This is a genomic window from Pedobacter sp. KBW06 (assembly GCF_003852525.1).
Classification (GTDB): Bacteria; Bacteroidota; Bacteroidia; order Sphingobacteriales; family Sphingobacteriaceae; genus Pedobacter.
The window spans coordinates 504,953-526,289 of record NZ_QAJL01000004.1 but is presented as its reverse complement, the minus strand read 5'-3'; the positions used below and the strand labels follow the sequence as shown (position 1 = coordinate 526,289).

The window sequence follows — 21,337 nt, the reverse complement described above, 5'->3', positions numbered from 1 at the left end:
AACAACCTAAACCACCAGACCATGACCAAAATCTCTACTTTTTTCCAACATCCAGATCTCAATCGTTTTATATAGCATTAGCATCAATTCTAATCTATAGAACCATTAGGTTATTCAATTAATCATTTTAGATACTACGTCTATAACTGCATTCTCTGTGGTTTAGTATTTATCTGCGCGTTTTTTAATTAAATAATCCAATCGCAACTACAGGTAGTTGTCGTCATGGGATAATTATGCCCCATCCTCAAGAGGACAGCTCCTTTCTAATTTATTGAGTAATAGAAAATTAATAAGCTAACCGTCTAATAATTAATTAATACGAATGAAAATGGTCCGAATTATTGCGAGTATGATTTCTGCCGTCTTGCTTTCTGTGCTTTGTTTGTCAAAGACGGAGGCAAAAGCGCGTTATACCGCTCCACTGAATTACAACAGTATTCTTTTCAGACAAGATACTGACGACACTTCCAAAAAAAAGCTGGATACAATTATTCTGGCTGATCGGCGGAGCCAGGTAAAGGGAATAATGGATTCTCTGAACGCAAGACTCTCCGCATTAAATCCACATGTTTCTGTTCAGCAAATGTTGAAAGGCAAGATCGCCGGGCTGTATGTGCAGGAAACCAGCGGCGAACCTGGTTCAGAGCAGAGCATGATTATCCGGGGACTTTCAGCACCTGTATTTAGTAAAAATGACATTTACAGGCTTCAGCCGATGGTTTACCTGAATGGAATTCCAATGATTCAGGAGAATGCCTATGTTTTTGATATTCAAAAATATGATTACAATAGAATCGGCCCTGCAACCAACTTACTAAGTTCAATTGATATCAGTAACATTAACTCGATAGAAGTGATTAAGGATCCGGCAGCTTTGGCTAAGCTTGGGCCTAATGCTGCTAACGGAGCCATTTGGATTACTACCAAGGCAGCAAAATCCGGTTACAGGGATTTAAGTGTGAACACCTATTTTGGTATGGTACAGGCAAGTAATATTCAGACTGTAAATGCCCAGTACGAGAACATCTTTCGGAAGCCGTTTTATCAAAAATATGCTTCACAGTCCGATTATCTAAATTATGTAGGTTATTTAAGGGATTCTACAAATCTCGATTACTATGGTCCGGCAAAATGGAGTGATTTGTATGCTAAAAACCATGCAATATATTCGGCTGATTTGGGATTAACCGGTGGCTCGGAAAAGGCTAATTTCAGGTTTTTTGGCTCAGCCACTCAGAATGCAGGAAATTCTGATGATACAAAGTTAAACCGGTATGCGGCCTCCTTCCAAATCAATATGGCTCCGTTTAGCTGGGTAACGGTATCCAGCATGGTAAATGCAAGCAGGCTGGATCGCGACAGAAACCGTAACCTGAGAGATCGTTTTGCAGAAACCAGGTATATTCCTGATTTATACAACCCGATTTCGCCCTCGAAAACTGCCTATCAATCTTTGCTCAATGAATATGACAAAGCTATTGATGACAACCGGACTACAATGGTTCAGGGCTACCTGTCATTGAAATTTGACCTTAAGCCGGTAAACTTTATCTCAACATTTAATTTTGATTACAATGAGGGGGTGAGGGATGTTTTCTATCCAACAACTTTAATGGCAGGGAACAATTACGTATCCAATTATTTCGGATACAACCAGCGGTTCATGATCAACAATGCCGTAAATTATACCAAACATTTTAATAGAGATCATCAGATTTATTTTGAAGCTGGTCAGTCTATCCAGGATGATTTGCACAAGTATGGGTATGCGAATGCTTATAATGGACCAAACGACTTTATTAAGATTAACGTTGTTGAAGGAGATAAGAAAAAGGATAAATACCTGATACCTGTTGGTTATCTGGTATATAGATATAACGACAAAATTCACAACAGGTTATTTTCAGTATACGGTTCTGCAAAATATTCCTATAAAGATTTATTTACGTTTTCTGCGTTGGTTCGTGATGATGGATCTTCCTCTTCACAGCCAGGAAGCCGGTGGTTTATCGCACCAGCTTTCAGTGCCAGCTGGAGTTTAAAAAATCAATTCTTAAAAGCAAACAATTGGGTTGATAAACTGAATATGGATGCTTCATGGTCCAGAATCGGAAAGCTTTTTAGCGATGACAGATTCGCCGCTGGCCCGCAATACCGCAGTAATTCCGGTTGGGCACTGGAGCCAACCATTCCGGGATACAATGGCATCGCAACAATATCCAGACCTTATTCTTCGGGTTGGGTTGGGTACGACATAAAATCGCCGTATACGGATCAGCTTAATGTGGGTTTTGACGGTTCATTCTTTAAAAACCGTTTGGGAGCATCTGTCACTTATTACATTAAGGATGATAAGAGAATGTTGTTAAACAGCCCTATTTCAGCAGAAACAGGATTCGCCAGTCAATTTAGCACTGGGCTTGCAGTTAGAAATACCGGAATAGATTTGGGTATTCAGGGGCATATTCTTACTGGAAGGGATTTTGGCTGGACCTCAGGGCTTGGCTTTAACTTCAATAAAAATACGTTAAAATCTCTTCCGAACGGACTTAATGAACTGATCATCGGAGATCGGAAATTAAAAGTTGGTGAAGCAATTGACCGCTTCTGGATTTATGAGAACCAGGGAATTTATAATGCTGATGCAGAAGTACCAATTAATCCGGCTACTAACCAGCGCCTGACTTTCGAGGGTACGACACTTAAAGCTGGTGATCCCAGATGGAAGGATATCAACGGAGATTTTACCATCAACAGCGATGATAAGGTATTAAAGGGAAATTCTATGCCTAAACTAACCGGCAGCTGGTCAAATGAATTCCGTTATGGCAATTTCAAATTGAACGTTGATATTATATATGCCGTTGGGCAGAAAGCCTTAAATCAGTCTGCTGCTTTACAGTATGATTTCATTAACAGGGAAGCTGCGAATGACATTAATTCCGTTAGGGAGGTTTTCTCCTGGCAAGTCAATGCGGATGTATCGAAATATCCGACATACAATCCCTGGAGCAGTGTTGTGCCTTACCGTTTAGAGCAGGATCTGTTCTTAGAGAATGCATCATATGCGAAATTGAGAACAGTCTCTCTGGGGTATGATTTATCCAAAACAGCTTTGTTTAAAAATAAAACGGCTATAAAAAGGGCTTACCTATATGTTACGGGAAACAACCTGTTGACAGTTACTTCATTTTCCGGCAGCGATCCCGAGCTGATAGAATATAACGGGCTATACACCGGATACGGACTGTCTATCCCAAAAACGTATACACTGGGAATTAAAGTTGATTTATAAAGGCATAAGGTTATAAAATTATTAGCATATGAGATCTATTTTTAAAATAAATATCCGGTTTAATAAAGGCTTACTGATCTTGCTGGTTGCAATTTCGGGCCTTCATTTCTCCTGTAAAAAGATGCTTGATATCGAATCAAGCCGTCTTTCTAATGAAGACACCCACTGGAGTTCGCTTCAGGATACCAGATCAGGATTGATGGCCAGTTATTCACTGATGAGGAGTGCGATGGCCGAGAACAATGCGCACTGGTTATGGGGCGAATTGAGAAATGGAGATTTTACGGCCTCCAGCAGGTCTGATCTTAAAGTAATCATCAATCAAAACCTGAAAGCGTCTTTCCCCCTGGTGCAAAAACTCACCTCATGGAGGGCATTTTATGCGGTGATCAATAGCGCAAGTCTGTTCATCGAAAGGGCTGCTGAAGTACGGGCAACAGATATTCGTTATACCGAACCCAATTTCAGGGCTGACCTGGCACAGGCAAGGGCTTTGAGGGCATTTGCCTATTTCTATATGGTACGCATCTGGGGCGATGTTCCTTTAATTACGGCTTCACATGACGGAACCTTTGAGGATAAGCCTAAAACTGATCAGTCAAAAGTTTTAGCCTATGCAGAAACCGAATTGATTACTGCGGCTAAAGATCTGCCTTACGTCTATGGGGCAGAGGGAGATGAGATCCTGCCGGGGTCCTATTACGGTTATGGAGTAGACCGATGGAGAGGCGCTTTGTTTACCAAAATATCTGCTTATGCTGTTCTGGCACATATTGCTGCCTGGCAATCACATTATATAGATGTTTCTGTTTATACAGACTTCATCATGACCAACTACGCAAAGGCAAACATTGCTTATTCCACAACTTCGCAATTGACTGCTTCCGATGGTATTTTTAATGGACAGTCTTATAGCCAGGTGATTTCCTTTGGTTTCAACGATGTTTACGGGGAGTCTACTGCAAATGGGCATATCGAACAATTGGTACTCGCATCTCCGCTCATTTCAAAGCAGACGCCTGATCTTTACGTATCGAAAGATTCTATCGCATCTGTATTTACTGACCTTAACGATCAGCGTTTTGGATTAGATACCATTTCAGGTCTTCCAAGAACGAACTACTTTGTGAATTTCACCGGCGAGATCCCGGTCTTCAGTAAAATTAAAGTTTTAAGAGGCGGTTCAACAAATGGAAATTTTGCCATTTACAGTTCAAACATTCTTTTTACCCGCTTAGAGGAATTGGTTTTACTTAGGGCAGAGGCCCTGGCCGTACTTGGCCAGCGGCAGGACGCCATCACCTTGCTAAACACCATTAAGAAAAACCGAGGTGTGAAAACGATCAATGACGGAACCGGCAAGGACCTGATCAGCGAAATCTTTGCGGAGCGCAGACGCGAGTTAATGGGAGAGGGCTGGCGCTGGTACGATCTGATCAGATACCATAAAATACAAAACAACAATCCGGCATTTATGAACCTGATTCAGCAAAAAGGAATATACTGGCCAATTGCAAAAGAGGTGCTTAATGCAAACAGTAAGTTGGAACAAAATAACTATTGGAGATGAAAATAACTAAAGAAGAATTAGCACCAAATACAAATCCGATGATATCAATGAGAAATAAAAAAACACCTGGTTTTTCTATACTGATGGCTATGTTGCTCTGTGTCATGTTGTTTTCCTGTAAGAAAAATGAATCCGAATATTATAATTATGAAAATGACCTGAAGGAATTTGATGGAAATGCATTTGAATACTTAAAGGCACAGCAATCGGGGGTATATGATTCCCTCTTGCTTGTTCTTAACCGGTTACCCTCATTGCAGGATTCTCTGAAAAATCAAAAGGTTACTTTTTTTGCGGTGACCAACAGGAGCTTTCAGACCTCTGTAGAGAGTTTAAATGCCGTTCGTAAAAGAATCAATAAAGCGCCCTTGTACCTCGCCAATATGGATGTAAAACAATTGGATACCATGGTGAGCAAGTACATTATCCGTGGAGAGTTCAATACCTCTTATTTCCAGGATTATGCAGATGGGCTGATTGTAAAAAGCATTGCTCATAATTACAACATGCATGTTCTTTACAAAAAGGCAGATGCATCGGGTTTTAAGGGAGGTGGCCCTGCGGTGATCACATTTACCGATCCTAAGAATTCCATTTTCGTGAGGTATTGGGAGAGCACGCCTACCAATTCAGTAAACATTAAGACAAAGAATGCCATCATAAATGTATTGTCTCCAGGACATGATTTTGGCTTTGGCGAGTTTGTAACCCGTGTTAATAATTAAGATGATGAGCATAATGAATACAAAAGATCCTTTAACATCATCAGTCGCTTTCTTCATGGTGCTGATGCTATTTATACTAAGCTCAGGCTGCAAAAAAGGCTTGCCTGAGGACCGGGAGTCTATAGGCTTAGACACCCGTTTTACACAAACCGTCTACAGCCCGGTATTGGGTCGGAATACCCTTTTTTCTGACAATCTTTTTATCGGGGCTTCTTCACAGCCACTTAACTTCAAGATCATCAATATGAGGACCAGGGATGGGTCGCCTGCTCCGGAACTGACAAAGAATACTCCGGTTCAGGTATGGAGCCAGCCTTATCTGGGTACCGAAAAATCTATTGATGAAATAGAAGCAAAGCGGAAGATGGAAAACCGTCCTCTCTTTGAGATCAGAGAGCATTCCGGCCAGTTTTTGATGTGGTCTGCAGCAACGTCAACACTTCTCAAAACGCAACCGGATTCAGGATATGTTTTCGATGTGGAAATGTCTAACACCGGCGGGCGCAGGTATTTCAGGGACCTTAAGCTCATGCCGTTAAAAGAACATCCTTTTGAGCCATCCGTCTTGGATCCTATTACAGGTCTCTCCAGGTATATTGGCGTAATCCCTAGTAGCATCAGTAATATGCGTGGCGCCAGAACAAATCAACGACTTTTTTACGATGACATTACCGTCTTGTTTAATAAGGTAAGCGGGGGAAGCAATTCTTTAAAGTTCAGATTTGTAGATTCCCTTTTTAAGCCCATAGATCCAAATGGCTTCAACCTCACTAAATGGGATCAGCTTGTCCATGGCTTCAACATGGTGAAAACCAACGAATCTGTAACGTATAATGTGGCTTATCCAATCCCTCTTGTCGCCTTTCAAACTCCATATACGAATGTGGCAGGTAACAGAGCGCATACGCTTTTCAAGTATGAAAGACAGGGTTTTGGCAACATTCGCGAGGAGGCTTCTTTAAGTCTTGATTTTTCAATCTATGAAAAGGGCAACTGGGAGATCATCATTTGGTTTACCGGAGAACGTCCAAAATTTACTAATGATTAATAATATGGAGTTTCCAATTTATATAAGACTTAATATGAGATATACAGTCGTAATATTTTCTTTGTTCGTGTTGTTTGGCTTTAACGGCCGGTTAACAGCACAGCAAACGAATATTGTAGTTAAAGGAACTGTAATTGATAGGGCAGATAAAAAACCTATCCCAGGAGTAGTCATCACTTCAGGCAAATCCCAAACCCCTCTTGGTCAAACTGATGGTAATGGGAGATACAGCCTAAGCGTAAGCCCTGGTACTGAGCTTACCTTCCGGTATCTGAGCTATAAAACAGTGTTCAGAAAAGTGTCGGGAAGTGCAACGATAGACATCAGCATGGAGGAATCTGTAAATGCGCTTAAAGAACAGGTGATCATCGGCTATGCTAAAAAGACGAAAGAGATTTCAACAGGTTCAAGTGTGATTATTACCGCTAAAGATATCCAGGATGTTCCTGTTGCCAACGTAATGGAGTTGCTTCAGGGTAAAGTTGCAGGTTTAAATATTCAGAACAATAATGGCGCGCCAGGGATGAGGGGATCAATGACTATCAGAGGGATTTCCAATCTGAATGTTTCCGGGTCAGGAGATAATGCTTTTCTAACGCCAACCTCTCCGTTATTTGTAGTAGATGGTATTCCTATTGATGACAATACCGATTATTCGTATGGGTTTGAGTCTGCGGGTCCCGGAATTAGTCCGATCTCCTTAATCCCAGTAGAGGATATTGAACGGATAGAGGTCTTAAAAGATGCACAGGCAACTTCGCTTTATGGTTCCAGAGGTGCTTATGGTGTTGTTTTGATCACTACAAAAAGAGGGAATTCAAAGGTTCCTATTGTTCAATTCACTTCAAATTTTACGGTTGATACCCCACCTGAACTAAAATCGGTAATCGGAGGAAGGGGAGAGCGTATGATGCGGATTGATCAGATATTAAAAAATGATACTAATTTTTATCATGGCTTGAATTCCATCAATAAAAATCCTTTTCTGGCAGATAGCTTAAATGCTTTTTATAACAATTCTACTAACTGGCAAAAGCTGTTTTATCGGACTACGTTTAATCAAACGCATAACTTGTCTATCTCAGGAGGAGATCAGCAGTTTAACTATAAAGTGAACGGGGGCTATTTCGATAAAAAAGGTATCGTTGAAAACACCGCTTTTACACGCTACAACCTCAATATGAATGCCCAATACCAGCCAAATGAGAAATTCAAGTTATTGGCCTCTTTAAATAACGTGATGGCCAACAGCAGTTCGGGAGGAGGAAACAGTTTAAGTCAGACTGGTTTGTCGGAATCTGGTTCATCGTCTTCTTTACTGCCGGCGCCTTCATTATTTACTGCTTCAAGTGGGTTATTAAATACATTGAATACCGACGACGACAATAAGACCATCAATGTATCCACCAATATTGACGTGGAATATGAAGTTGTAAAAGGATTACGGGCATCAAGTTCATTTAGTTTCAACTACATCACACAGGCGAAAGACCGATTTACACCGGGTGGTCAGAGTGCCGGCGTCGATTCAGTTTATAATTATTTCGATCGTAAAAACACGTTGTATAACAGAACCAGGCTTTCTTATGTAAAGCAGGTTGCGGAAAAACATAACTTTAATGCTGCAGTATTTTCAGAACTGAATTCTACAAACTTCAGGGCTGATGTTTCTCAGCAGGTAAGTACACCTAATGATCAGGTAAAAGGACCTTTGGGTTCAGATTGGTTCAATTCCAAAGGTGGTACACTGAATAACCTCAGCAATTTTAGATCTGCCTCTCTTGCCGGCTCATTCTCGTATAATTACGATCAGAAATATGTGCTGGACTTAACTTACAGGGTCGATGGTTCTTCTACAAATGGTCCTGATGCCGGGTATTCAAAAAGCCCTTCAGTTGCAGCAAGATGGAATTTTTATAAGGAGAATTGGCTTCGCTCTGCGGAAAGCTGGTTAGATTATGGATCAATTCGTGCCAGTTATGGAAAGAACATCGTTCCTACAGGGAATATTTATGATGTTTACGGAAAATATGTGGCCGGAGGTAATTACAATCAGCTGCCTACGGTAAATCTCGATCTGGGTGTGGTTCCTAATACGACATTAACGCCTACCACTACCACGCAATACAATGCTGGTTTTGAAGCAGGATTCCTGAACAATAAATTCGGATTTGTTTTTGAAACTTACTACAAGCAGGTAGACAACATGCTGCGGGAAAAAAATATCTCCAATATTAATGCATTCGGTAAGGTAAAAACCAACGAGATGAGTATGGTAAATTATGGTTACGAGCTCACTTTGAATGCCCGGCCTCTCTCTGCAAATAGCAAATTAAAATGGAACGTAAGTTTAAATGCATCGCTTAACAGAGATGTAGTGGTGCATCTGCCTGACAATGCAAGTCAGCTTTTAATAAAAGATGCTGAGACAGGCCAGAACATTCTTTACCGTGTTGGAAAAAACAGTCTAACTAACGTATTATTAAATACAAGAGGTGTTTATGCTACAGATTTGAGTGTTCCGGTTGACCCCTTAACTGGCTTAAGGTATCGTGCAGGGTCAGTAATTGACCGCCGTACCTATTTCAGAGGAGGGGATCCGATGTGGACTGACCTTAATGGTGACTATATTCTTGACGACAACGATTTGGTTGGAGCAGGAAATTCACAGCCACTAATCACGGGAGGTTTTACATCTTACATGCAATACGGCGGTTTTTCATTAAGTGTTACCGGATCTTTTACTTTAATAAGAGATGTCTTAAACAATGCCCTTTCTTCACGTTTTCAAAGTTTCGAAAATCCACTTGCTTTAAATTCTTTAGTACCATTGGAACAGTATGAGTATTGGAAAAATTCAGGAGATAAGGCAACTTATCCAAATCCTTATGATTATACCCGTTATTCAGTATACAGGCCATTCCGGTTTGACCAGACCTTGTTTCAGGAGGACGGTTCTTATGTAAAACTGCAACAGGCTACGCTTGCTTATAATTTTGACAAGAAATACGCCAGGAAGTTCGGAGCCACGTCTATTCGTGTTTACGGAACGGCATATAACATCTATACTTTTTCTAACTATTCAGGTCCGAGTCCTGAAACCGTTACTGATCTGGGTAGAGATTCCTCAAAAGGATATCCGAATCCCCGTACCTATACTTTTGGTCTTAATGTTCAATTCTAATATTAAAATGGGTTTTATGAAACGTATCTTATTTACAGCCATTATTTTAACAGCCGGATCCATCACCTTTTCCGGGTGTAAAAAATACTTAAATGTAACCCCTATAGATAACTTATCTGGGAACAATTACTGGCAAAATCAGAAAGATGTAGAGGCCTTTACTACCGGGATCTATAATCAGTTTAGAGAGAATACCCTGTCTTCTCCTTATTTTGCCACAACCGGCGACCTGCGTTGTAGTCCTGCTATTGAGACTCCTGGGCTGGGCCGCAGCTATATTACAGCGATTACCACCAATTCTCTTTCCTTCCTGATAAATAGTACCGGTTATTATCAGGATATTTTTAACTACAAAAGTTTAACGCAATGGAGTAATTGGTACAAGATGGTTCAGGCAGCCAATATTTTATATGTGCAAGCAGATAAGGTAGAAGTGCTTAGTGTAGAACAGCGGAAGAAATACCGTGCTGAAGCTGTATTTCTGCGGAACCTGGCTTACTTCTTTATGGTTCGTCAATTCGGAGATATCCCTTATTATACCAAAGCTTATAACCAGGCTGCTTTACCTAGAATGAAAATGGTGGAGGTGCTCAATAATTGTATTGCCGATATGAAAGCAGTTAAGGACGATTTACCCTGGACCTATGAAGATCCGTCAATTGTTGGGATCAGGGCCATGCGTGGAAGTGCCATCGCCTTAATGATGCACATGAATATGTGGGCTGCCGGGTTTACTGAAGGCGATAAAGCAGGTTATTATACCGCCGTTGATGAATTGGGCAAAGAAATCATGAGCACAAACAGCTACGAGTTGCTTCCTATTACCAGAACTAAAGAGATCTTTAAAGGGCGTACTAAAGAAAGCCTTTTCGAAGTGTTGCGGAGTCTGAACTATGGTGAATATTCAACAGGAAATTACCTCTACAATACTTTTACAGATATGGTATTGCACTATCCTCATAAGCCGGTAAAGTCAATTACTAAAAGTTACATCTATTATAACTCCAAGTTCATGGCGAAACTATATCCGTCAGGCACACCAGATAAACGCGGCGAGTACTGGTTTGATCCGGCAACTATTTACGCAACAGACGGTAGGTGGGAGTTGCTGAAGTTTGTGAACATATTTGCTGCTGAAGGAGAAGATGTGCTTCCTGATGATGATTTGATTGTATTCCGGTTACCAGACGCCATTTTGCTGAGAGCAGAAGCACAGGCTGAGCTGGGGAATGAGGATGGTGCTAAAGCGTCGTTGAATTTAATCCGTGCCAGAGCCGTGGCTACGCCGGTTACCGAGAGTGGTAAGGAACTGAAAGATGCCATATTTTATGAACGTTGTCGCGAACTGATGGGTGAAGGACATTACTATTATGACCTGGTACGTACCAAAAAGGTATTGGACAAGGAATATTGTTTTAACCCAATATCTGTAGAAGCTTTTAAAGCAGGCGCCTGGGCATGGCCTATAGATAAAAGTGCATTGATTGACAATCCTTATATGGTCCTGAACAGCTATTGGAAATAATATTAGAATGAAACCTGTATCAGCTTATACAGGTTCCATAACCGTTAAAAACAAATATATTTTGATGAAAAACGATATGTTAAAGATAATTAAAACAAGTGCGGCTATACTAAGTGTAATGTGCTGTATACTCCTATCCTGTTCGAAGGATAGTTATTTTGTGGATACTGGTGTTCATAACGCCAAATACAATGGTACCATCCTGCAATACCTTAAATCTAAGCCTGTACTCTTTGATAGTCTGGTAATGGCCATTGATGCAGCCGGAATGAATGAGGTGTTTGAAAAAGAGAACATCACTTTTTTTGCTCCCGCCAATTCCTGCATACACAAAGCTGTGAAATGGTTAAATGAGGATTTAAGAAGTGATGGCAGGGATACTGTATCTAAATTAACACAGATTAAACCCGAAGTATGGAAGGAAGTTTTTTCGAAGTACATCTTCAAAGGATCGTATGTCTTAAAAGATATCCCTCAGATCGATACCCTGGATTTAGCTGCTTTTAAAGGACAGGGCTATGCTTCCTATGGCGGGCGTTCAATGAATATCGGGGTGTTATATAATAATGCAAATGGAATAAAGTATGTGGGCTACCGTCAGCTGATATTGTCTTTTATTCCGGATTTTTCTAATCCCAAAATCGGGTTAATTCATACCCCGGTTGCTACTTCAGATATTCAGCCGACAAATGGAGTAATACATGTACTTCGTTATCAGGGGCATTCTCTTGATTTCGAGAGGAAACGGTTTATCACCTCAGCCAAGTCAGCCGGTATTTCGAAAGCAAATGAATAGGGTTGTTCATATCAGTTAAACAAGATTATTTTAATAAGACTTATGATTTTAATCAATATAAAATATACAAGACTCAGCCTCGTAAAACTCGCTTTATTGCTTTTTGTGGGCATTGGCAGTTCCTGTTCAAAACAGGAGGTTTTCCGGGATGACCCCTACAAAGGGGGAAAAGAAGCACTTGGTGTAAAGTTTTCTGAAGCAGATGCCGACCCGAGTGCCGGCTCACCGGGCGATGAAGTTACTTTTAAGGTTCGGGGGGTAATGAAGTTTAAAGAGAAACTGGAATTCCTTGTTAATGAAACTAAGGCCGATATTATTAATGTAACGGATACCTCCATTACCGTGAAAATCCCACAAAACGCAAGTACTGGTGGTACCACACTTTTGTTGGAAGGCCAATCTTTCTTTGGACCTAAATTTACCGTACAGGGTAAGGTGACGATAGATCCGGGCTTCAAAGCCGTGAACGGAACAAACGCAGTGATTAATGATATTGTTGCGACTTCTGCCGGGGGCTACATTTTGGTAGGCGGGTTTACGAATTTTGAAAACCAGGCTCCTTCTACGCCTATCAACAGAATCGTTGAAATCGCTAATGATGGGGCCTATAAAAGTTCCCTTTTCAGAGGAGGATCAGATGGACCTATTCAAAACATTAGCCGTCTGTCTTCCGGAAAATACATGATCTCGGGCTCATTCAGTTCATTCAATAAAACACCAGGAACTAACGGGGTAGCCAGATTAAATGCCGATGGTTCACTTGATTCTATGTCTGTTGAGCTCATCAACCCAAGACCTAATAAGCCTGATTTGAGTTTAGACACAGTTCCTGCTTTTAATGGAGGGGTGATCAGTAGCATTAATGCCGGAAATTTCTTTGGAGGTATTGCAAAGAGTTTTGTCAGGGGTGACAAGACGATCCTGCTTGGAAGTTTTGATTTTTATGTAAAATATTTCTATCCGCGTTCGACTAAAGATGCCAAGGTAATAGATATCACCAGAATGGCTCAGATTGCTCAGTTAAAAGAAAACGGAGATCTGGATTCAGCCTATAATTTCGATCCTGTTAAGAAACAAAGTTATGCAGGAACAAACGGACCAATTTACGGTGCTTATATGCAAAGCGATGGTAAAATTGTGGCAGTTGGAAGTTTTTCAACTTTCAACGGGACTGCGGCAAAAAATATTGTAAGGATTAACGTCGATGGAAGTATCGACCCGACCTTTTCTTCAGGCACGGGTGCGGATGGTGCCATATTTACCATCAATTACAATGAAACAACCAATAGAATTATACTATCCGGGAGTTTCAGGAGCTACAATGGAAAAGCCAGCAACGGCGTGGTGATGTTAAACTCAAATGGATCTGTAGACGAGAGCTTTAAGTTTGGTCAGCTGGTTGGAGGTGCTCCAAACTTTGCTGCTCAGTTGAATAATGGTAAAGTGATTGTTTCCGGTGATTTTAGCGGCTATAGCGGCGTGGTGAGACAAGGGTTTATGATCCTTGGTCAGGATGGAACTTTAGCTCCAGGCTGTAACAATACCGGAGCTTTCCAGGGGCGGATTTCAAGAATGATCCAAACCACTTCTACATTAGGTTATCCTGCCGTATTACTGGTCGGGGATTTCACAAAATTCGATAATAAACGAGTAGGAAATATAGTACGGGTAGAGATCAAACCATAAACAGAACAGACATGAACAAGATAACTACAAATATTAATCGATTTACAGCAATTGCAGCTACTGTATTGTTCATTGCCGCGATATCGGCATGTAATAAAGATTTTCCAAGCCGTTTAAAAGATGCCTCCGGTAATGATACAGTGGGTATTAGCGCTAAAACAAGAAAAGTATTGTATATCATAGTAGATGGTGCAAGAGGAAGGGCAATAAAGAGTATTAACCCTCCTAATATTGCAAGAATTACTAAAAATTCCATTTATGCATTGGATGCTTTAAATGATTACAATAAAAATACCATGACAAATGCCGGTGCCTGGGCAAGTATGATTACAGGTGTTGGTAGTGATAAACATGGGGTCATTTCTGAAGATTTTGCGGGTAATAAGCTTACAGCGTATCCAAGTGTATTTACCCGCTTAAAGCAAGCTAACGCTAAATTAAGAACGATTTCTATAGCAGCTTCAGGCGCATTTAATGCTAATTTTTCAGCAGATGCAACCGTTCGTCAGAATTTCGAAAATAATGATGTATCTGTTAAGAACGCCGTTAAGGAGGAGTTAATGAATGGGGACGCTGCTCTTGTTGTTGGTCAATTCCATAGTGCAGAATTAGCAGCAAAGGCTTCAAACTACGAAACCTATACACCGGAATATGCAAATGCCATTCTTCAGATCGACAATTACATAGGAGAGATCATGGCGGCATTAAGCAGCAGAAAGACTTTCTCAAACGAGAACTGGCTGGTGGTAATTGCTTCAAATAAGGGGGGGGTAATTACAGCAGATCCAGCCAGTACAGACCTTACTCAGTACGGAGACCAAACCAGGAACAATTTTGTGATATTCTATAACCCTCGTTTTAGTACTTTATTTATTCCTAAGCCTAACTCTGACCAGATTCCTTATGTGGGGGCAAGCGTACAATTTAATTATACGGAACGGCCTACGGCAATTGTTACAGATGTAAATGCCTATAACTTTGGTGTGAATGGAAATTATACGATAGAACTGCTAATTAAAAGTAAAGAAGGGTCATACATCTACCCTACATTTTTATCTAAACGCGCCGCCAGTTTTACTGGTGCCGGGTGGAATATGTTTTTGGAGTTCGATAAGTGGACCCTTAATTCTTCCGTTGCCAATCAGGCACAGGGAGGCGTAGTTTCCGATGGCAAATGGCATAAGCTTACCGCAGTTTTTGATGGTACCAATAAGAAGGTGCGTGTGTATACGGACGGAGTATTAAATACGGAAAGAGACATGAGTACCAATAACATGAACAATACGGCTCCATTCAAGATTGGTTATAATGCAGGAGATGGAAATACAAGTGCGAACGTGCTTGTTAATAGTTTACAGGTTTACAATGTTGCCTTAACTTCACAGGAGATCAGCAATTACAGTTGTAAGACCATTGTTGCCCCGACAAATCCACATTATGGGAATCTTATTGGATACTGGCCATTGAACGAAGGTACTGGTACCACAATAAAAGATATCAGTGGAAAAGGAAAGGATTTATTGATGGGTGGTAGTCCGGTATGGGAGAATTTTAGTGATGCAGGATCGTTATTGTGTCCGGAAATTAACGATTCTTATTTCAGATTGGTTCCCAACAATGTCGATATACCATTCGAGCTGTACCAGTGGCTGGGAATTTCTATCCCACTTTCCTGGAATCTTGATGGTAAAGCCTGGAACCCTATTTATTCAGATATTAAACCTTAACCAGATATGAAAAGTACTATTTTTTCTAATACAATACTGGCATTTGTAGGTGTACTTACTTTGGCCTCGTGCAAAAAATACCGTTACAGTTTTGATGATGGTGTTAATAAACCAAGTACTGCAGAAAGTCAGCAGACTGTAGATACCGCAATGGCCGTTGTAGACCGGTCACTTTATTCCAGAGCACGTATTTTTCCAGGTATGGTTGAAGCAACTGAACCAAGAGTAAAAGATGTCAGATTTACGCTGGACCTAAATTTTTCAGCATCCAATTCCTACCTGCTGCGGATACAGTCTGCACCATTTCCTCAGTTCAGCACAGGATTTTACGCCCCTGCCGGAGAGTTGATCAAAATTGTTGTTCCAGCAGGTGTTAACGGTTTAAGTGTACAGGTAGGGGGGCATACGGATAACCTTACCGGTCAGTTAAATTTAAAGCGGGACCCGATCATTGTGATGCACAAACAGCTGTATCCCGGAGACAATTATGTTAGAAACTTGTATGGAGGAACCATTTATATCAACGCTGCTTTCGGTATCCCGCAACCGATTGAGTTTTCCATTACAGGAGCTGTAAAATCTCCTGATTTTGTGCTGGGACAAAGCATCAATGATGCTTGGATTAAAGAAGTGAAAGCATCTACCGTTCCATGGCTGGAAATGCGTAGTAAACGTATTGTTTTTCTCATTCCAAGGGATTTTCTGATCAGAAATTTTGCTTCAGCTAAACCTTTAACCGATCCGACAGCTTTGATGACCGCATGGAACGATGTTTTTGAGCTTGATTACAATAAATGGATGGGCCTTTCTGATAATCCGGCCGATGACAGAGACAGGAGTCCTCAGGGAGCCTGGAGAGAGGTGCTGGATATTCAACCTTCGGTAGGATATGGACATAACGGCTGGCCGGTAGTTGCGACTATGGACGACGAATGGTTCAATAGCGTTGTTAGCATAGATCAGTTGTTACATGGTGCAAACTGGGGTACTTACCACGAATTTGGACACAATTGTCAGCAGATTTCTATGTGGAGCTGGAGCACGCTGGGTGAAACCACCAATAATCTTTTCAATTTCAAGGTAGCCAACAGAAATGGCGTGAATTTCGGGCTTCTGCATGGAGTGGACTGGCTGAAACCTGCTCTTGCTTTTGCTGCAACTGCCGGGACCAAGGATTTTGACGGTTCGGTAGCCGCGATAAATGATCCATTTGCCAGGATGGTCCCTTTCCTTCAGATTTTTGGAATTTATGGTTACGATGCGATGCCTTATTTGTATACGGCAGCCAGGCATGCACAGCGTTTTTCAAACACAGATCTTGACAAGCACGACTTTGTTTATGAGCGTTTTTCTGAATACTCAAAGATAGATTTAAGACCTTTCTTTGAATCCTGGGGCATCGCGCTAAGTTCACAATCTACAATCCGGATAGGAAAGATGTTCCCCTTGCTGGATAAAAAAATATGGACTTATAATCCGGTAACGAAAACCGGCGGAACGGAAAAATATGATCCAATTAAGATTACAACCAGTTCAGAGGAATTAACTGGAGAAGGTGCGACAAATGGCCGGGCTTCTGCAATGATCGATGGTAGTAATGTTACTTTCTGGCATTCCCGTTGGTCTTCAGCACCTTTTGGTACGATGCCATATACCTTGCTTTTAGACTTAGGTTCTTCTAAATCAGCTAAGGGCATGTATTTTGTCGCAAGATCAAGTAGCGGTCAGGTTCCAAAAGATATTGAAGTGTTTAAAAGTGAAAACAATACTGATTGGGTGAGCATTGGAACTTTCCAGATTGGAAGTGCAGCAGGAGCAAGGAGCAACTACAACTTCCCGGCAACGATAGCGAACAGATATTATAAAATTGTAATTAAGAACAACTGGGCAAATAATAGCAATGCAGCTCTTGCCGAGCTTAATATTATTCAACCTTAATGCATTCTAAACCATGACGAAACTAAAAAATACATTGCTATTTACGGGAGCCCTAATCATCAGTGCAACTGTTTTTAATGCCTGTAAAAGATATGAAAACCCACCCCAGGTGTTTGAAGAGTACGGGGATAATGGAACTGGGCTGGCCACAAGGAAGGTCCTGGTTATAAACATTGATGGGGCAGCAGGTGCAGATATTAAAACAATCAATCCTCCAAGTATAGCCGCGCTGATTAAAACAGGAAAATATAGCTTTACGGCGTTGAGAGATGCTGTTCCTACTGATGGTGGATCTATTGCAAGTATGCTTACCGGTGTGTCTTCGGCAAAACATAAAATCGCTGATGATACCTATATTCCGCATAATGGTGGTGATGACGACCATTCGGTGATTACCAACTATCCTTCAGTTTTCTCCAGAATGCTTGATGTAAGGCCGGAGTTTAAAACGGTTACCATCACAACAGACGCGGCGTTAAATAAATATGTGATCCACTCAGATCATCGTATTTTAAACGCTACCGATGCTTTGGTTAAAGATTCTGCGATCAACATCCTGCAGAATAACAATGCAAGAATGGTCTTTGTTGATTTTAGGGATGTAAAAGCCGCTGGCAAAGCAGGTGGATTTGCAGCGGATGCGCCCGCTTATAAAGCTGCCATTGAAAAAATAGATGGCTATGTTGGCGAGATGGTCGCTGCGCTGAAAAAGCGTAAAGATTACACTAAAGAAGATTGGCTGATTATTGTGACCACTAACCGGGGCGGTGATGAAAGTAATCCTAAGGCTGGGTTTTTGATCTGCTCGAATCCAAGCTTCAAAGAAAAAGGGGTTTCAAAAGAAGGGTTTAATACGATGCACTTCAAAGGGACCTCGACTTTTGCCACTGTAAATAATGACAACGGGTTGTATAATGCCGGAACAGACAAGGACTTTACGCTGCAGTTGCAGGTTAAATCGAATGTTGGTAATTCTTATCCTGGCTTTTTCTCAAAAAGTACCGGCGTTTCTGGTGGAACTACTACCGGCTGGACAATGATGCAGGACGGAACAAAATATTCGGTAATTTTTGGTGGCTCTGCAAATGGTGGAACCGGTAAAAATCAGATCAATGGAAATGCCGTTTTTGATGGAAAATGGCACACCATTACTGTGACCGTAAAACTTAGCGGTGGTGTGAGAACAGCTACACTTTACACGGATGGCTTACAGGTGGCTACCGGAAATATTACAGCAGCAAAAGATTTAAGCACTACTGGTCCATTAACTATCGGGCATAAAAATATCGATGGCAGCAGTAATCTGGATTTTTATGCGGCAGATATTGAATACTTCAACGTTGCCTTGGACGCGGCTACGGTTAAAGATAACATCGCACTAAAGGATGTAACTAAACATCCGAAATATGCAAATCTGATTGGCTATTGGCCTCTTGACGACGGGGGAGGTGCAGTGATCAGTAATACGGCACCGATAGGTTATAACTTTCTGATGAAGGGAAGCGGTACCTGGGATGCTTTAGGAAATGATATTCCTGTTAGCAGGAGCCCTCAGAATATTACCGATGGGACTTTGTCTGTTATCGCAACTGGAGCTGACGTGACTGCCCTTACTTTTTATTGGTTAAAAGTGCCTGTTATATCTGGCTGGGGACTGGATGGAGTTTCATGGATTTCAAATTTTGAAGTCGAGTTTATCAAATAACTGCCCATTTACAAATTTAAATGAAGATGAAAATGATTAAGATAAAAGGAGTTTATACGGGTATATTACTGATTGCCCTTTTTACCGCTTGTAAAAAGAACCCGGTAGTCCCCGCGGTTGAGGCTCCCGAGGTTTCCGTAGGGGTTCCTGAGGACCCTAATTACCAAACGGTAGCTGCCAGTATTGAGATTTTTCCGGTATTGGAAGGCGCAAAGTTTGTATGGGTAAATGCCTCGAAAAAAGCAGTTACCTTAAAATTTAAGTACACAATTGATGGCATTAACAAGGAAACACTGGTTGACAATAATGTGGCCGCAAATGGTACAGTTACGATTCCCATTTTTGAGCTGACCAACTTCTCCGTTGCCATTTCAAATACTGGAAGTAAGCTGTTGACAACAAGGTTGATGGGGGTGTTGCCAGTTCAAAAGCCAGAAGCTAAGCTAGCCAAAACGGGATGGACTGCTACAGCATCTAGTGAAATTAACAACCCCGATGAAGAGCTAAATGGGGCTATGAATATTGTGGATGCAGTTGATATAAAAAGTATCACTAACCCTTCAGCTCCTTCTTTTTGGCAGTCAGATTATAATCTTGATCCAATTTATCCTTACCCTCATTGGTTAATTGTTGACCTGAAACAGGCCATTAAGATTACTAAGGTGGGTTTAAATGCGCATAATGACGGAAATCAGGGCTTTACCCAATTTAAGATTGAAGGAAGCGTAGATGGAATTGGTTTTACCAATATAGGGGGGGGAACAGATAAGACATTTAATCCAAAAATAACCACCGAACAGGTTTTTGCTGTTAGTCCTGCAACTGCCATCCGGTATGTTAAGATTACGTTGTTATTGGGCTCTCCATATCCTTGTCTTGGCAATTTTGAAGCCTACGCAAGACAATAAACTATTGTCCATCCGCTTTATATGATTAAAAAATAAAATATATGCAGCTTTACGAATGGGTAATCTTAGTGTTAGCCATCATTGATGGTATGATCGTTCTAGGCATAAGTGCCATGAAAGACAAGGCTTAAAAACGCAAAAGGCCAATCATTGATTGGCCTTTTGCGTTTTATAATTCTACTATGTAAATAGTTCCTGAAGGTCTCTGTCTGCAGTAGGGATTTTCTTTAAAAAGTCATCGAACCCAGCTCCTTCTTGTGAACTGTACATGCCATAGGCATCTAAAATATATCCGATTTGCCCGTCTTTATCCTCTAATAAATAAAGAACAGAATTATCACCTGGATCTGAAGCTCCTTCAAAACGGTATGTTTTTATAATAGACAAATCTTCCGGATTGTAAATCTTATTGACGCCAACACCTTGCATTTTACCATGATCTGTCATCTTGATTTCGTTATCCAGGCCTTTTTGCCTTAATTTTTCTAAAATCTGGCTAAGTGTATTCATTTCTATCGGCTGTTCCATAATGATTGATGTTTTATACTTAATTAAACAACGGGATAAGAAAAAGGTTTTTTGTTTATGCAATCGGGAGCTATTTGTCATCATGATTAAAACTTAGCGCAATGGCAACCTTAAACGTTCCTCAAAATGGCCAGGCCATGAAAGGAAAAAACAGAACCCGAAAAGCAGTACCTTCAGTAGACCTGACTGCAATGGTAGATTTAGCTTTTCTCTTAATCACCTTTTTTATGCTCACTACGTCCTTGTCTAAGTCTCAGGCAATGGAGATTGCCAAGCCGGTAATTAATGTGCCCAGTCAGCCTTATCCGGCCTCACGTACAGTTACGTTACTTTTGGGAAAGGGAAATCATATCGTTTGGTATAGGGGCGAAGCAGGAAAGTCGGAACCTCAAAAAGCGACCTTTACTACGATCCATGAGGTCTTGAGCAGGAACAAGTCGGCTATTGCGAAGACACATGGTAATGACCCGTCGAAGTTTATGGTGGTGATCATTAAGCCCACTGAAAAGTCTACCTATAAAAATTTTGTAGATGCATTGGATGAAATGAAGATCAGCGACGTTAAATCTTACCTGATCGATGATGGTCATTTATTGAATGAAGACGCTGCATTACTGGCCAGATTTGGCTTGTAAATGCTGAAGTTTGCGGATAATGTTATAGCAGTGGCCGATTCTTCTTCGGGGCTGGGTTAAAAAG

The 21,337-nt window shown here is 41.1% G+C and carries 14 protein-coding genes; 13 read left to right on the top strand and 1 reads right to left on the bottom strand.

Annotated elements, in window-relative coordinates; all coding sequences use genetic code 11:
- Positions 1 to 331 precede the first annotated feature (331 nt).
- The 12 genes from DBR43_RS24500 to DBR43_RS24445 all read left to right on the top strand — a co-directional run bounded on the left by DBR43_RS24500 (position 332) and on the right by DBR43_RS24445 (position 20,110).
- Complete coding sequence (locus tag DBR43_RS24500; protein ID WP_158622592.1) at positions 332 to 3,298, top strand: SusC/RagA family TonB-linked outer membrane protein; 2,967 nt, start codon at positions 332 to 334, stop codon at positions 3,296 to 3,298.
- Positions 3,299 to 3,326: 28 nt separating this feature from the next.
- The gene (locus tag DBR43_RS24495; protein ID WP_124585778.1) at positions 3,327 to 4,868 is read left to right on the top strand and encodes a RagB/SusD family nutrient uptake outer membrane protein; all 1,542 of its coding nucleotides are present in this window, start codon (positions 3,327 to 3,329) and stop codon (positions 4,866 to 4,868) included.
- A 47-nt stretch (positions 4,869 to 4,915) separates the two neighbouring features.
- Positions 4,916 to 5,593 (top strand): hypothetical protein, encoded by a 678-nt coding sequence (locus tag DBR43_RS24490; RefSeq protein WP_124585776.1) that lies wholly within the window; start codon positions 4,916 to 4,918, stop codon positions 5,591 to 5,593.
- 13 nt (positions 5,594 to 5,606) lie between these two features.
- Entirely contained in the window at positions 5,607 to 6,641 is a 1,035-nt protein-coding gene (locus DBR43_RS24485; RefSeq protein ID WP_233603192.1) for a DUF5007 domain-containing protein, read from the top strand.
- Positions 6,642 to 6,675: 34 nt separating this feature from the next.
- Positions 6,676 to 9,825, top strand: a complete 3,150-nt coding sequence (locus DBR43_RS24480; protein WP_124585774.1) for a SusC/RagA family TonB-linked outer membrane protein — start codon at positions 6,676 to 6,678, stop codon at positions 9,823 to 9,825.
- A gap of 16 nt (positions 9,826 to 9,841) precedes the next feature.
- A complete protein-coding gene (locus DBR43_RS24475; protein WP_124585772.1) occupies positions 9,842 to 11,350 on the top strand; it encodes a RagB/SusD family nutrient uptake outer membrane protein in 1,509 nt (502 codons plus the stop codon).
- 76 nt (positions 11,351 to 11,426) lie between these two features.
- On the top strand, positions 11,427 to 12,146 hold the full coding sequence (locus DBR43_RS24470; RefSeq protein ID WP_158622591.1) for a fasciclin domain-containing protein: 720 nt from the start codon (positions 11,427 to 11,429) through the stop codon (positions 12,144 to 12,146).
- A gap of 42 nt (positions 12,147 to 12,188) precedes the next feature.
- Entirely contained in the window at positions 12,189 to 13,832 is a 1,644-nt protein-coding gene (locus DBR43_RS24465) for a DUF5008 domain-containing protein (RefSeq protein ID WP_124585768.1), read from the top strand.
- Between the two features lie 11 nt (positions 13,833 to 13,843).
- Positions 13,844 to 15,559 carry a LamG-like jellyroll fold domain-containing protein gene (locus tag DBR43_RS24460; protein ID WP_124585766.1) on the top strand — a complete coding sequence of 572 codons (1,716 nt, stop codon included), beginning with the start codon at positions 13,844 to 13,846 and terminating at the stop codon, positions 15,557 to 15,559.
- A gap of 6 nt (positions 15,560 to 15,565) precedes the next feature.
- The gene (locus DBR43_RS24455; protein ID WP_124585764.1) at positions 15,566 to 17,497 is read left to right on the top strand and encodes a M60 family metallopeptidase; all 1,932 of its coding nucleotides are present in this window, start codon (positions 15,566 to 15,568) and stop codon (positions 17,495 to 17,497) included.
- Positions 17,498 to 17,510: 13 nt separating this feature from the next.
- The gene (locus DBR43_RS24450; RefSeq protein ID WP_124585762.1) at positions 17,511 to 19,202 is read left to right on the top strand and encodes a LamG-like jellyroll fold domain-containing protein; all 1,692 of its coding nucleotides are present in this window, start codon (positions 17,511 to 17,513) and stop codon (positions 19,200 to 19,202) included.
- 32 nt (positions 19,203 to 19,234) lie between these two features.
- The gene (locus tag DBR43_RS24445) at positions 19,235 to 20,110 is read left to right on the top strand and encodes a discoidin domain-containing protein (RefSeq protein WP_158622590.1); all 876 of its coding nucleotides are present in this window, start codon (positions 19,235 to 19,237) and stop codon (positions 20,108 to 20,110) included.
- Between the two features lie 180 nt (positions 20,111 to 20,290).
- On the opposite strand, the gene DBR43_RS24440 is transcribed toward DBR43_RS24445, so the two are convergent.
- The gene (locus tag DBR43_RS24440; protein WP_124585758.1) at positions 20,291 to 20,638 is read right to left on the bottom strand and encodes a hypothetical protein; all 348 of its coding nucleotides are present in this window, start codon (positions 20,636 to 20,638) and stop codon (positions 20,291 to 20,293) included.
- Positions 20,639 to 20,739: 101 nt separating this feature from the next.
- Here DBR43_RS24440 and DBR43_RS24435 point away from each other — a divergent pair, with 101 nt between their 5' ends.
- Complete coding sequence (locus tag DBR43_RS24435) at positions 20,740 to 21,273, top strand: ExbD/TolR family protein (RefSeq protein ID WP_124585756.1); 534 nt, start codon at positions 20,740 to 20,742, stop codon at positions 21,271 to 21,273.
- The last annotated feature ends 64 nt before the right edge of the window (positions 21,274 to 21,337 follow it).

What these genes read in the sequence shown, in the direction of transcription:
- DBR43_RS24470 (WP_158622591.1), top strand. Translation starts at nt 11,427, where the DNA reads ATGTTAAAGATAATTAAAACAAGTGCGGCTATACTAAGTGTAATGTGC.
- DBR43_RS24445 (WP_158622590.1), top strand. Translation starts at nt 19,235, where the DNA reads ATGATTAAGATAAAAGGAGTTTATACGGGTATATTACTGATTGCCCTT.
- DBR43_RS24495 (WP_124585778.1), top strand. Translation starts at nt 3,327, where the DNA reads ATGAGATCTATTTTTAAAATAAATATCCGGTTTAATAAAGGCTTACTG.
- DBR43_RS24490 (WP_124585776.1), top strand. Translation starts at nt 4,916, where the DNA reads ATGAGAAATAAAAAAACACCTGGTTTTTCTATACTGATGGCTATGTTG.
- DBR43_RS24485 (WP_233603192.1), top strand. Translation starts at nt 5,607, where the DNA reads ATGAATACAAAAGATCCTTTAACATCATCAGTCGCTTTCTTCATGGTG.
- DBR43_RS24475 (WP_124585772.1), top strand. Translation starts at nt 9,842, where the DNA reads ATGAAACGTATCTTATTTACAGCCATTATTTTAACAGCCGGATCCATC.
- DBR43_RS24460 (WP_124585766.1), top strand. Translation starts at nt 13,844, where the DNA reads ATGAACAAGATAACTACAAATATTAATCGATTTACAGCAATTGCAGCT.
- DBR43_RS24440 (WP_124585758.1), bottom strand. Translation starts at nt 20,638, where the DNA reads ATGGAACAGCCGATAGAAATGAATACACTTAGCCAGATTTTAGAAAAA.
- DBR43_RS24500 (WP_158622592.1), top strand. Translation starts at nt 332, where the DNA reads ATGGTCCGAATTATTGCGAGTATGATTTCTGCCGTCTTGCTTTCTGTG.
- DBR43_RS24450 (WP_124585762.1), top strand. Translation starts at nt 17,511, where the DNA reads ATGACGAAACTAAAAAATACATTGCTATTTACGGGAGCCCTAATCATC.
- DBR43_RS24455 (WP_124585764.1), top strand. Translation starts at nt 15,566, where the DNA reads ATGAAAAGTACTATTTTTTCTAATACAATACTGGCATTTGTAGGTGTA.
- DBR43_RS24465 (WP_124585768.1), top strand. Translation starts at nt 12,189, where the DNA reads ATGATTTTAATCAATATAAAATATACAAGACTCAGCCTCGTAAAACTC.
- DBR43_RS24435 (WP_124585756.1), top strand. Translation starts at nt 20,740, where the DNA reads ATGGCAACCTTAAACGTTCCTCAAAATGGCCAGGCCATGAAAGGAAAA.
- DBR43_RS24480 (WP_124585774.1), top strand. Translation starts at nt 6,676, where the DNA reads ATGAGATATACAGTCGTAATATTTTCTTTGTTCGTGTTGTTTGGCTTT.